The organism is Pontibaca salina (assembly GCF_016307205.1).
GTDB classification, from domain to species: domain Bacteria; phylum Pseudomonadota; class Alphaproteobacteria; order Rhodobacterales; family Rhodobacteraceae; genus Pontibaca; species Pontibaca salina.
In genome coordinates, this window is record NZ_JAEIJD010000012.1 from 72600 (window position 1) to 85117 (window position 12518).

Sequence of the window (12518 nt, forward strand, 5' to 3'; positions counted from 1 at the left end):
CGAACTGATCGCATCCAGAACTTCCTCTTTTCGCTCTGAATATGAGCTCGCCATACAAGTGCACTTGCCTATAGGGCGCGCCAGTTTCGTGGCACCAATGCATTTTCACCGCGCCATTCCTCAACGATCGCATCTTCGAACCAATCGTTCCGTAAATGCGCATGATCAAGCACTATCAACTGAAAGTCGGGGGCAATCTCCCCACAGGCTTCGCTCATCAACTGAAAGAGGCTCTGCACAGCGCGTCTATCCGAGTCCCGTCCAATTCTCTCAAGATCGCCTTCAACCACGTCAGGTGGATAGTAGGCCTGCGTTGGCTGGTCCAAGATCAGAAACCCGGGGACTGGACGATGTTTCTTGCGCAGCCACCAGTGGATGCCCAGAAGTGCCAAAACATGATATCCGACCCAGTTCTCACCACTTCCCATTCTCTGCAAGGGGATCGGCCCGCCCTCAGTATCAGCGACGACCGTAAGCTTTTTCAAATCCAACCGCAGAGAGCTTCCACTATGCTCGAGATCGAGCTTCGTGGAGTAGTCGGTCATTTTTCGACCGATCAAGTTCAGAATGGTTTCGAGCCGGGATGACGTCTCTTCGGCATTCAGCCTGGCTTGAACGGCTGCCACGAGTTTTCGGACCTCGGCCAATTCCTCATCAAGATCTCCTGTACCCTCATGCGGACCCGTGATCTCAACGAAGTCCGAAAGCTTGCCCAAGAATCGCGCACGCGCAATCAGCTGGTTCTGGCTTGCCCTTGCATTTTGATCTTCTGACATCGCGTTGCGCAGCTCCGCTTGGACGGTTTTCAGACTCTCAGTTGCTGCAACAATCTGCTGCTCAATCTCAACGATGTGAGCTTGCAAATGCGGACTCTCTTTATAAACCGCTGCCAGCTGGGATTGCACCCTTTCCAAGGAGGTCTTTAGTTCGGATACTGCTGGGACGGGTGTTGCCAGTTTGGAGTCGCAAATCGGGCATACCGACTTGTCGCCATCATCTTTCTTATAGAGCCCAATCGATTGCAGACGGGCCTGCTGTTCGTTGGCTTCCTTCGAGAATTCGGTCTGATCAGACAAAAACGCCTTCGCCGCACGAAGATCCTGATTGAGTTCTGACAGACGCCTCTGCAGCGTTCTCTGCTCGCCACTGAGCATTTCAATGGTTTCGCCAAAATCAGGGATAATGTCATGCCCCTCGACTTGCGCGCCTTCAATACGCTTCAGGTAGTCAAAGACCGTATCGTCGACGGCCTGGTAATCTGACGGAATGAGACCGACCCGTTTCCCGTCATTGATGATGCGTAAGACCCTGCCGCGGCTCAACTCAATCGTCTGCAGCCGCTTTGCTTCGGTTGCCTCCAACAGGCGCAGACGTTTCCGCAAAATGTCGAACTCTGCCAAGAGTTGGAAATGGCTTTCACCCACGGCACCCAGGAAATACGGTAGCGTGTCTTTCATCGATTGAGGTAGGAAGTCTTCGTTCATCCGATGGAACAATTGGTCCTGGCTCGCAATCGTACCTTGCTTTTGGAAGCAAAGGAACAGCGCGTGCGAGATATTGGCATGCAGTGGATCTCGCGTTCCACTCTCAGGCCGATGCTCGTTTTCAGAGATCGCCGCATATTGCGTGATAAAGGTCTTCAGGCTTCCTGCCGTGATATTCTTGGCTATGTTATCTGCGGATGGATACTCGTCTGTCACGCCCCGCTGAATAAAGACCTTGGAACCAGTAGTGGCTCCTGGCCCCGGATTGTCTCTCGCAACGAAGACCTCATCGCCATCCTTAGTGAGGTGTAGACCGAACCAAGCCACGCGTTTGCGAATAAATCCCTCGGCAATATTGAAGCTGCCACGGCCCAAACAATAGTCGACAATATCGATGATAGCGGACTTACCAGTTTTCGATTTACCAGTAATAATGTTGAGACCATGGGCGCGAAACGGGACGACACGTTGGTCACCATCATGACTGTAAAGCACCAAGGATTTGATTGTGAAACTCACGGACGTAACCCCCAAGCGGCAACGATAGTGGCTTCAGAGCCGGACTTGGCAAACCATCGTGCAAAAAATCTATTTCGTTCAATAATGTCTCTGGTCTCTGGGGTCGTGTCCCGTATGAAATTCGCGGGAAAATGACCCTTGTTTGCTCCCAGTTGGATCGCGTGGCCTTCGGCTAAAGAAAGTGTCTCTCTCTGCAACGCGAACCGCAGTGCCTCCTTGTAATACGGGCTGATACCTTGAACCCGCCTTGCAAAGCCGATCAAGAGGTCTTCGTTGTCCTGGAGCCATTCATAGAGTGAGGTCACTGTAGAGTAAGGCAACCTGGAGCGAGTTGGTCCGTGCAGGACGGCGGCCAAGCTGGGCCCGAAGAAGGTCAAAGGAGCGCCTCTGCCCGATTGCTTCGAATACTCCTTGGCAAACTCGTGTAGCAGCGACGCAAGAAATGCAGGATTGAAGAGATTGGCTTCTTCCGGTGTCCGTCGCTCCCAGACCTCAAGCATCTTCTACTTCTTTCTCTGTTGAAAGAAGCAGAAGATATTTTGGGTGCCATCCAAGCTCCAGGCGATCAGCAAGACCATGAAACGAACCGGCCGTGATCCACGTCTCGACAACATTTCGAAATTGGACTTCCTGTTGCGACGCCCAGCTGCACATCTGCCGCCCAAATTTTGCCTCGCTACCCTCGTCGCCAGAGGCGACGGTCTCGATCTCTGAATCGTATTTGCGTTCGAAGCGGTCACGTAGATCGGCGTCATACTTCGACGCTTCACCGTCGAGCAGAAGGTTTTCACGCGCCCATTTCGATCGTTGAGCTGCCGCCCGAAAGAAGTCTTGAACACCACGATGGATCGCCCGCTCGTTAAGTTGAATGGCGCGCATCTGCTTCACGAAAAGTGCGGCTTCGTCGTCAGCCGAGTATTTCTTGGCGCTAAGCGATGCCGGGTCATCAATGGGCAGTCCATCGCCCTTGAACATGTTGCCGATTTCGCTCGCTTTCACGATGATGTTTTGGACCGGCACAGCAGCACTGCCCTCGGTCACCAAGCATTTTCCGACAACTCCAAGCCACCAGCCTTCGAGATAGGACGCAATCGTGGAGACGTGGGTCGGAGACAACAGAACCAACTCACCTTCAATCTCATCCATCACGTCGATCAGGTTGGGATGCCGGTCCAACACATCGACACGCTGGAGCAGGGTTTCCGCCTCAGCGTCGCTTAGCGTCAAAAAAGACGAGCGACCTACTTCAGAGCTCTTGTTCGTCGAATCTGTCGCAGCTTTTTTGAGCAGGCTCACGGCTTCCCTGACATCCGCTTCGGTCGCTCCTGGGCGCAGTAGTTCCATTGCACTACCAGGTTGTGCCATGGCTGTTGTAATCAAATTGAAGCGCAGGTCCGATGCCGACAAAAAACCCCGTTCTAATTGATCGATCCAAATACGAAGTGTTTTCCAAAGATCGACGCTGGAGTCGCTTAAAGACTTTGGTGCGGAATGGTGCTTGGCTTGCATAAGACAATCGACGATATCATCGCTCTCGAATGCGATATCGTCAAATTTCTCAATTGAAATTCGCCCATTTGGTTTCTTTTTCAAAAGCTGCAAGCCACGCAAAAGGGCAAGACGGCACTGAAACAGATATCCAGCCATGGAGGCAGATGCGTTAAACTTGTCTTCTTGTACCAAACACTGTTCCTCAAATGTTAACACAAACACTACAGCTTTACCCTAATTTAGCAAACCTCTCATATAAAAAAGTTGTAGGCGTCATTTTGTCAATTTTTCAAGTTCCTTGCGTTGCGGTGAAGGACGGCTTCCGGCCCTACCTGTAGAGCCGCCGTGATCGGCCCATGCATTAAATCGCTCCCCGATAAGGGTTGCGGCGCCGCATTCCCGAGGCAGTCATTCAAAGCCTATCGCAAGAAATACTCTTGGCACGAATATCGGCAGTGTGCACGTAGCGGTTACTTTTCGTCTACAAGTTATAGCGTGCAAAATCTTATAAGGTTTTTTGCCTCAGTTCGTGTATAAATTTAGTAGCTACCTCGTCATTCAAAAATCCTCGAAAGAAGGCAGTTTCCCAGCTATTCTTTCCTGTCGATACCTTAGCTCGCTTCAGCTCATGCTTCAGTGCTCGACGAGTAGAATTTAGGCCACTTTTAGTTGACTTGATTTCTAAGTTTAGCAGCGATGGAAGTGTAGACCATTTCCTTTCCATTGATAAGTGAAACTGATCGCCCAGAACATTGTTGAGATGAAATCGGACAATTTTTCTATATTGATTTTCCAGATTACCATTTGGTGTAGGTTCAAATCTAACGGCCTCCAAGGGAGCGATAAACTTAATGCTCCATAGTGATTTGTCGGCCCAAGTATCAAAATATGGATGAATGAAACGTTCTGGCTCACTTCCTTTGATCAAGCTCCCTTTAACGCTCGAATTGCAGTGAGGGCACGCGGGCACCAAATTCGCACTCATAATCGAAAATTCTGGATAAACCTTACGAGGAAGGTAATGATCTACATGGCCAGTAGTTCCAGACCCACAAACAGGGCAGCTTAGTAGATTTTTGGTGTTGCGTATTCGCTTGATTGGGCCGCCAGATTTACGCGCATCATAGAGATCATGCTGTCGCTCTAAAATAACTTTAGGGAGCTTGGTCGGCAGTATAGACCAAGGATTACCAGAATGACGATCATACTTCGAATATGTTGTTTTCCAATGGGAAAGGTGCTCAGCCCAAGAGTATTTTATGCAGGCTGCAACAATCACACTTACATCTTTCTCCAAAGGATTTGGACGCGCAAGATACTTCATTTTCAAAGTTCCTTGTCTTTTTCCTCAATGGACCGGGCTATGAGTGACAAGCTCTCTGAATTAAGATGTTCTCCAAATTTCTCAATGATACCCTCCAACCCAATTTCCGGCTCAACTGAACGTGCCCAATCGACAAGAACTCGCTGAAAATGATGCCTCTCGTTTGTGTCACCAAAGGCAAATTGGGAGATCGTATCGATACTTGCACCGAATGTTTGCATCCTTGGGCTATCAAATGAAGTAATTTTGTCCTCGGAACTCAAGACTCTTACGTTGTCACGTGAAACTTCACGCACGATGTATGCCGAGTGGGTAGCTATAATAGCGATGGATTTAGTAGCTATAAGAAGCGAATAAAGAATCTCCATCAGGTCCGAAATAAATTTTGGATGTAAGTGTGTTTCGGGTTCATCGAGCAGTAGCAGGCTTCCGGTTTCAATTGCTGCGATTGATTGCGCGGCGAAGCGGAGCATTGCAAGTTCTCCGCTGCTTAAATCCCGAGGAAGCAAATTATCGTCCAGCACTATTGGAGCTTTGGCCCAATCAATTTGCTGGTAGGCTCTTAGAGAATTGAGCTCGTTAAAGTCTTGATTAATCCATATGTAACTATCGCCGTTAACGACCTTGACATTAGGGAGGTCGTCATCGTCGGAACGCTGACGTAGCGGAATATAAAGGCGATCTAAGTCCAGTTTTTCAAGCATTTCCACAAAAATTGCCAATCTCTTAATTTCCATGCCTCCTGCAAACTGAACACGATCATTTTCAAAGCACAGAGCAACCAACGCTTCGAGAAGCGTGCTGGAGGTATCGTGGCGCGACGAATTTAGAGGGAAGTAATCATAGTCAATACCCTTCCAAGCCCCCAAGCTGCGGGGATAGGGGTCCGTTGGAACTGATGAAAAAACCAAGGTCCGGTGAATGTTTGCGGGCGATAAAAAGTGCGGCGCGAATTCTGTAGTATCATCACTATACTCTGAGATCAGGCCATCTATGAGTGACTTTAAAAATTGAGTCTTTCCAGTACCATTTTGACCTACCAAAACTGCGATTCGATCTCGAAATATCAGTTTTTTTCCAAAATCCAAGCAAACTTCAATTTTATTTGTGGAATTCGGTAGTTTCGTGACAAAACTGAGCTTTTGGGCGCTGTCCTCAACCGGGGGGCGAGAGAAAGGAGTGAAATGTCTGGCTCCTCTTCGAATTGCTGAAAAAGCTCCGCCATAACGCATGATACCTATAGCAAACTCTTCGCTATAGGTGAGATTAGTCAAAGGGTGATTTTCATCTTCAAGTCGTAGAACTACCGCATCATGGAGCTTGCGTAGGGCAGAAATTCCGTTATTAAAACCAAGTAAACCTATTACCTTACCATACAGCTCCTCTTCTGGAAGCAACGAGACGAATGGTGTCTCTACCTTATTGATTGAGAAAATCTGTCCAAATTTTTCGATGAGCTGCTTTAGGGCGTATTCACTACGCTCATGCCCTTCGAACATAATACGTATGTGGGCCTCAAGTAATTTAGAATTTCCTTCGAGTAAATAGAGCTTTGCGAAATACCCTCGACCATAATCGTTCCAGTCGTTGCTATCAGGAACAATAGCCATCGTTGGCTTCTTAAATATCTGCGCTAAAGCAATAGCTTTGCTTTTAGCGATGAACACAGGCTGGTCGCCCTCAGCAGGGATTTTTTCAGCCATTTTTTTTCTCTGGTTTAAAAGTGGGTGCGTTAAGCCTCATAGGGAATCCCTTGAGAGCACTGAAGCTCTTAAAATCTATAAATAACTTGTGGGTTAGTTGTCCATGATCTGTGCGAGCATATCAACACCTTATTGAGCGCGTAGGAGAGGGCGGGAAAGCGGGCGTAAGGTATGGGCTGAACGCCGCCGTCAGACACGAAATATATGCTGCAGGCGGAAAACTGGCCGAAAAGCAAAGGCCAGCTCTGCTTATGCCCAGTTTGCCGCTGCTTTCGCCGTATCTGCAGAGGCCCTAACCAAAGAAACCGTACTCATAATTGTCCCTCCTGTTCGAGGGCTTCTAATTGGTCGGCTTCCCAGTCGCCGTAAGTCTGACCGGTATGCTCGAGGATCCAACTTTTTGGACCTGAAGAGGGACGGCCCGATATCACGGCGGCTGCGGCGCTTGTACTGTTAAAAACGTAGCTCTTCGCGAAGATCCGGTGAGGGCCTTGAGGCACGAGAATACCCTGATCCACCAACTCTTCAAAAAGTGGCTTATAGGTCGGATGTTGAGCGGAACTGGCCCATGTGGCTCGTGCCATTGAGCCGGCTTCCACAATGAACTTGCCGTCTTCCCATCGTGCCCGCGACTTTATTCCATGCTTGGGGACGTCAAACGTGAAATACACCGCGCTGGAGGACGTCTGGTCCGGAGCGGAAGGGCTGTCATCTTTAACCTGTGCGGTGAAAAGGTCGAACCTCAAGGCCGGCAGAACCAGATAAATGTTTTCCAGAAAATCATCCATATGCGCGCGAGCGGCCTCGCTTAGCGGGCTGCCCGACGGCGCCTGCCCATAGCTCAGTGCGATCTTGTTGATCCACTTGGCATCCGAAAACATTCTATGCTCCAAGTAACGCACATGCGCCTTGTTTAACGGTTCGCCGTTGGATGTGATCAGGATCGCAGTATCCCACCAGTCCTTACTTGAGGCGTGCTGAGTGAGGCGATTTTTCAACTCATCGGTTTCGCCGACATATAGAGATGCTTCGCCGTCTTTGTCCCCGATCAACAGATAGACGCCGGGTCGCTTGGCTTCCTCACGCGAAATCGCTTCTTTCAGCTGCGTGCGACGAGTAACGAGAACATGGCCCGACCATTGAAACGGAATTGTTGCCGTAACCATGCCATCGGGAGTTCCGTTCACAAAGAACAGCTCGATGGAGCGACCCTTCTTAATCATTTACAGGCCTTTCGGTAATACTTGGATTTCGACGCCGCTGCGCACGACGCCTTGCCCCGTACCAGTAGAGAGCTGGGGCGGTGTCAGTGCATTAATTCAACGTGGATGAGGGGTTATGATCCCAAGATTTTTATAGGGGATATTCACTGCTTTCTAAAGCTTTTGTAAATGTACCCTCCCATGGGGTGTATTCCAGGCGGCCCGGAACGAACAATTCTGGTCCGGTCAGCTAAACTTTATTGAAAAAATGTAATATCGCACTGTCCGGTGAGATTTGATCATCGATAGTCGCAAGATGCAAATTGTCCATTCTGAACTCGTCTCGCCATTCTGAGAGTGTCTTCATCGAGTCGTCCCAGCTGCTCGGCGCAATCAGCAGGGCACCTGGATATTTGCGTGTTAGAAGTGAAAGCATGCCGAGGACCTGCAGCAGATAGCGTCTGTGGTGCTTCTGGCGGTGCCCTTTGACTTCAATGGCCATGGTGGGATGGCCGTCGACGGATACGATGAAGTCGCAGGGGAAGCTGGCTTTACGCGGACAACGCTCAATCTTTGCAGCCGCGCCAAATCCAAGCGCATCGAGATTTTCGCTTAAATAAGAAAAGACAAAATTCTCGAAGGCCATTGCTTTGCGAAATCTTTCGTGGGCCACTCCTCCCAATCCTCCGGCCTCTTTTTTGGCGGTCTCCAGTGCGGCTCGCAGCTGCGACCGAGACACTTCCCCAGAAAAAAATTTTGGCGCGAGGTCGCTCGCTAAGGTGCTGGAAAGACTCGATATCTGAGCGAGTAGCAAGACGCCCGTCATCGAAATTTCGTCTTTTTCTGAGAAGGTTTGTTCCGGCGCGTTCCGTGCAAGCCAAAGTTCCGCTGCGAGAGGGTTGCGTAGGGTTGCGACTTCCACCCCGCGAAGGCGGGCGACGGCGTCAAGAAGCCTGTCGACGCTCTCAAAGCCATGTTGCTCCGGGGACCGCATGGCACCCCGAAGCGCCTTGGCAAAGGCGATCCAGTTGGGCTCTGAGGCGATCCGTTTAAGGGACGATTTGGTGCTCATGACAGACAGATAACAGAAATTCTCGTGAAAATGAGGGTTAAATATGATAGTAGTACTAACTGAGTCGGGGTTGAGAAATGCGAGTTGATCCTAAAGCGGCACCGGTAGCGCGCCGAGTACATAAGAGGGGGCTGATAAAAAAAGCCCACTTCGTCAGCCCGAACAAATGTCCGGGTGTGATCCAGTGCGAAAGCCGGCTTGAGGCGAGCGGTGCCATCGTTATGGGGTTGGATCCGCGGGTCGTTTTGCTTCGCCCCCAGCCCGTCACTTTCGATCTCGATACTGGGCGCATCTATGCGTCGAGGGAAGCGATGGACAAAGAGTGCGCAGCGCCCGCGCGGCGGCGAAATATCTATACTCCCGACTTCGAAGCACATTTCACGAACAAGAAAGCCTTCGTCGAGTTCAAGCATTCCGCGCTGATCAAAATGAGACCCAAGACGCTCGAACTGCCCAGCGTCCTGCGCCGTTTCGGCTATCGGCTGATCATTGTCGATGAGACGTATTTGCCGGAAGTATTCGTGCAGAATATGAGATTGCTGAGCCCACTTCTCAATGCATCGCTGGCCGATGCAGACCGTGAGCGCATCGCCTGCGCGAGCCGCCAACCGGTTCAAATTAGGATGCTTCTCGAAGATGAGCTGACCCATCATTCAATCCTGTCGCTGATCGCGCAAGGGAGGCTGGTGTGCGATTTGATGGGATCGCGCCTCTCAGGGGGTACGCGCGTGGTCTGGAGCGAGGAGGTGCCCAGACACCTAATGCACCTGCCGTTTGACGAGATGGAGATTTTAGATGCTTGATCAGATACGCGATGATGAGGGTTGCCTCGAGTTCGTCGCCCGAAGCTCAAATACGGTTCTTCTCAGAGACTCTGACGGCAAGACCATTAAAGTTGCCAGTAATGTTTATCGTCAATTAATCAGCGAGGGTCGAGCGGAGAAGCCAGGAGATCCGTCGCAGGCCAACCGAATTCCTGACGAGCATGCTCGTATCTACCAAGCAGTGATTCTTCACGCCATCCAGCGTGACGATACCCTGCGCCGGGCAGGGAACACGGCTGCCGCGAGCCATGCGATCCTCGTTGAAGAGCTTAGATCGGACCCTCAATATAGCCGTTACGTTCCCGCGAAATGCAGCCTCCGCACCCTTCAGAACTGGCGGCAGAAGATCGCGAAAGGGGGAAAGGACGCGCTCATTCCAAAGTTTGAAAACCGCGGCAATCGCGGCGCTCGATTTGACGCCCTTTACGAGGAAACGGCCTGGGACGTCTTGGAAGAGAATTTTCTCAAGAATGACCGAATGAGCATCGGAGCAATCGTTCCCCAAGTGGAAGAAGATTATCTTGAACGCTGCAAATCACAAGGGGTGGAACCTGGCCCATCGGGCAAGAGGTGCTTGGAGACGGTCCTTCAGTCGCTGAGGGTCGATGACCTTATTTCGGCGCGACATGATTCCTCGATGAGCAAGAAGCTCCGTCTTCAGGCTCAGTTTTTTCATCGTGTCGAAGCTCCGTTAGACGTCGTCGAAATTGATTGCACAGTGGCCAATACTTTCTGCGTTGGAGCGACGGGTGAGTTGGTCGGGCGCCCGACCATTTGCGCCGCTGTTGATGTCGCAACGGGGTTCCCAGTGGGGTTGCGCATATCGCTGGAAAATCCAAATGAAACTTTGGTTGTTGGCGTCATTAAGGACGTGATGACCCCAAGAGGACCGGATTTCTTTGAAGAGCACGGTATATCGAACCGGCTCGAAACCACCGGCACTCTAAAGGTCATAGTCACTGATCAGGGCAGTGAAAACAGCGGCTCAACACTCACGGCAGTCGTTCGCAATACCGGAATGGAGTTTGCAAAAACATCCCCGGCTGTCCCGAAAAGAAGCCACATATTGAACGGTTTTTCCGGGAGCTAAGCCGGTTTCTTGAAACTTTGCCAGGCTCAACCTCTTCAGAAGAGCTCCGCAATCTTACGCGGATCGATAAGGGCATGTCTGAAGCAGCGCTCACCTTAGCTGAGTTGAGAACCGCGATCATGAAGTGGATCTACGACGTCTACGCGCTGAAAATTCGGCGGATCCTCCACTCCCCCTTGCGGCAAGCAGAATCGCCCTCCGATAGTTGGCGTCGGCTCGAGGCAGAAATGCTGCTCCCTCCGGCTCCTGCCGATATCCGGTCGATCTTCATGGTTGAGAAAACGGTGCGCAGGCTGCATCGGTATGGTGTCGAAGTTTGCGGCGTCCATTTTCACTCTGATCAGCTGCGCGATCTTATCAGCCGTATTGGGACTACGGCGTCTGTAGAGGTCAGGTATGACCCGGCGGATGCCAGAGAAATCGCGGTCCTTGATCCAGATACCGGCAAGCACTTTTCCGTCGCGGCCAAAGCGGAAGGTTTCCTGGCGGTCAGTTTCGAAGAAGCCAAGAATCTCAGAAGGGCTTCTGACGAGGCGAAGGCCAAAGATCGCAAGGCCCGGTCTCTCGCTGCCCAGATGGCAGCTGAAGCCCAAATATTAGCGGAATCGCGCAAGCCGGCAAAGCGCGCGTCATCACTCAAGAGAGCGCGCAGCGAGGAGCGAGAGCGGCAACGGCGACGTGAAATCTTGGACCGCACCAATCAAACCCCGCGTTCTCACATTTCCGATGTGCAGACGGCGAACCAACCTACTCGGAAGTTGGCAGTTCGGCGGGGAACCCGGCTGCCTGAACTGGAACAAATGGAGTAGCACATGGCCAAGAATTCCCTCCCCCTTCTGTCGCAGCTTGTCCGGCACCAAGCCTTCGAAGACGCATACAGCGCAGTCGCTGACCTTCTGGAAGAAAAGGACCCCCGAAATGGCTGCATAATCCCGCTTCTCGGGCCAACGCGCACCGGCAAGACTGCGGTTACGCGTCAACTGGCCGAGAAGGCAGGACCAGCAGCGTCACTCGTGCCCATGAAGGCTTTCGTCCAAGCAAGCCTTCCGGCGCAGATCAACGCCCGCGAGATTTATGCGACGATGCTGAGGGCGGTTGGATTGAAGTCGAGATCGGGCGACAGCACTTCTGCCATTCGGGATCGCTTGTTCCGAGCAATCGAACAGTTTGGCATTCGCGTCATTGCTCTTGATGAGTGCAACCACATGGCAGAGCGAGGGTCGAACCTTAGCGCAAGAGCGGCAGCAGACCATCTCAAGACCGTCGTGGATGAAACCGGTGTCAGCCTTGTCTTGTCGGGGCTGCCACGCTTCCAGCAGATCATTGACCAAAATGAGCAGCTGCGTGACCGTGCCGCTGGTACCATCTTATTTATGCCATATGACTGGCAAAGCGACGAGGAGAGGGATGCATTTGTCGGCGCCGTCGATGCGGTCCTGCATAGCCTGCAATCATCCGGTATTGAGATCGAGATGAATTTCGAGGATCTGGTTCGTCGGCTCTACGGCGCATCGGGTGGACGTGTGCCGATGATGATGCGCCTGATGAAGCTGAGCGTCCTGCAGGCTTCATCAAAGCCGCGCCTCACATCCGAAAACTTTCGTCGCGCTTCATGCTCCATGCAGCAGTCTGGTATCCCTGCGAGTCTGTTCTTCGATAATGAGGAGCCGGACGAGGTTGATCTCCTGCGGTCCTTCGCAGCTGTGATGGCCGATGAACTGGCCCCCGTTTCGACCGGACACCTTGGCCTGACCAAGGAGGCTTAAGGATAGCCTTAAGCACATGCTTATGTCTGAGATTGAAATCATC

11 protein-coding genes are annotated in these 12518 nt (G+C 51.5%); 4 read left to right on the forward strand and 7 right to left on the reverse strand.

What is annotated here, in order from left to right:
• Positions 1–68: 68 nt before the first annotated feature.
• From JAO82_RS14430 to JAO82_RS12655, 7 genes are all read right to left on the reverse strand, one after another.
• On the reverse strand, positions 69–2003 hold the full coding sequence (locus JAO82_RS14430) for a DUF3732 domain-containing protein (RefSeq protein ID WP_198686748.1): 1935 nt from the start codon (positions 2001–2003) through the stop codon (positions 69–71).
• Positions 2000–2503, reverse strand: a complete 504-nt coding sequence (locus tag JAO82_RS12630; protein WP_198686749.1) for a three component ABC system middle component — start codon at positions 2501–2503, stop codon at positions 2000–2002. Before JAO82_RS12630 ends, JAO82_RS14430 begins: the two co-directional genes overlap by 4 nt.
• Positions 2496–3686 (reverse strand): ABC-three component system protein, encoded by a 1191-nt coding sequence (locus JAO82_RS12635; RefSeq protein ID WP_198686750.1) that lies wholly within the window; start codon positions 3684–3686, stop codon positions 2496–2498. Before JAO82_RS12635 ends, JAO82_RS12630 begins: the two co-directional genes overlap by 8 nt.
• A 313-nt stretch (positions 3687–3999) precedes the next feature.
• On the reverse strand, positions 4000–4818 hold the full coding sequence (locus tag JAO82_RS12640) for an HNH endonuclease (RefSeq protein ID WP_198686751.1): 819 nt from the start codon (positions 4816–4818) through the stop codon (positions 4000–4002).
• 2 nt (positions 4819–4820) lie between these two features.
• Complete coding sequence (locus JAO82_RS12645) at positions 4821–6521, reverse strand: AAA family ATPase (RefSeq protein ID WP_198686752.1); 1701 nt, start codon at positions 6519–6521, stop codon at positions 4821–4823.
• A gap of 311 nt (positions 6522–6832) precedes the next feature.
• Positions 6833–7744 (reverse strand): GIY-YIG nuclease family protein, encoded by a 912-nt coding sequence (locus JAO82_RS12650; protein ID WP_198686753.1) that lies wholly within the window; start codon positions 7742–7744, stop codon positions 6833–6835.
• Positions 7745–7973: 229 nt separating this feature from the next.
• Positions 7974–8795, reverse strand: a complete 822-nt coding sequence (locus JAO82_RS12655; RefSeq protein ID WP_198686754.1) for a hypothetical protein — start codon at positions 8793–8795, stop codon at positions 7974–7976.
• A 77-nt stretch (positions 8796–8872) separates the two neighbouring features.
• Between JAO82_RS12655 and JAO82_RS12660 the strand changes: the two genes are divergently transcribed.
• The 4 genes from JAO82_RS12660 to JAO82_RS12675 all read left to right on the forward strand — a co-directional run bounded on the left by JAO82_RS12660 (position 8873) and on the right by JAO82_RS12675 (position 12475).
• Positions 8873–9598: a hypothetical protein gene (locus JAO82_RS12660; RefSeq protein ID WP_198686755.1), complete on the forward strand. Its 726-nt coding sequence runs from the start codon at positions 8873–8875 to the stop codon at positions 9596–9598.
• Positions 9591–10709, forward strand: a complete 1119-nt coding sequence (locus tag JAO82_RS12665) for a hypothetical protein (protein ID WP_198686756.1) — start codon at positions 9591–9593, stop codon at positions 10707–10709. The genes JAO82_RS12660 and JAO82_RS12665 overlap by 8 nt, the downstream gene beginning before the upstream one ends.
• 119 nt (positions 10710–10828) lie before the next feature.
• Positions 10829–11518 carry a Mu transposase C-terminal domain-containing protein gene (locus JAO82_RS12670; protein WP_198686757.1) on the forward strand — a complete coding sequence of 230 codons (690 nt, stop codon included), beginning with the start codon at positions 10829–10831 and terminating at the stop codon, positions 11516–11518.
• Between the two features lie 3 nt (positions 11519–11521).
• The gene (locus JAO82_RS12675) at positions 11522–12475 is read left to right on the forward strand and encodes a TniB family NTP-binding protein (protein WP_198686758.1); all 954 of its coding nucleotides are present in this window, start codon (positions 11522–11524) and stop codon (positions 12473–12475) included.
• Positions 12476–12518: the final 43 nt, after the last annotated feature.

Excerpts from the sequence above, each read along its gene's own strand:
- JAO82_RS12640 (WP_198686751.1), bottom strand. The coding sequence starts at position 4,818 with ATGAAGTATCTTGCGCGTCCAAATCCTTTGGAGAAAGATGTAAGTGTG.
- JAO82_RS12650 (WP_198686753.1), bottom strand. The coding sequence starts at position 7,744 with ATGATTAAGAAGGGTCGCTCCATCGAGCTGTTCTTTGTGAACGGAACT.
- JAO82_RS12655 (WP_198686754.1), bottom strand. The coding sequence starts at position 8,795 with ATGAGCACCAAATCGTCCCTTAAACGGATCGCCTCAGAGCCCAACTGG.
- JAO82_RS12665 (WP_198686756.1), top strand. The coding sequence starts at position 9,591 with ATGCTTGATCAGATACGCGATGATGAGGGTTGCCTCGAGTTCGTCGCC.
- JAO82_RS12670 (WP_198686757.1), top strand. The coding sequence starts at position 10,829 with ATGAAGTGGATCTACGACGTCTACGCGCTGAAAATTCGGCGGATCCTC.
- JAO82_RS12630 (WP_198686749.1), bottom strand. The coding sequence starts at position 2,503 with ATGCTTGAGGTCTGGGAGCGACGGACACCGGAAGAAGCCAATCTCTTC.
- JAO82_RS12675 (WP_198686758.1), top strand. The coding sequence starts at position 11,522 with ATGGCCAAGAATTCCCTCCCCCTTCTGTCGCAGCTTGTCCGGCACCAA.
- JAO82_RS12645 (WP_198686752.1), bottom strand. The coding sequence starts at position 6,521 with ATGGCTGAAAAAATCCCTGCTGAGGGCGACCAGCCTGTGTTCATCGCT.
- JAO82_RS12660 (WP_198686755.1), top strand. The coding sequence starts at position 8,873 with ATGCGAGTTGATCCTAAAGCGGCACCGGTAGCGCGCCGAGTACATAAG.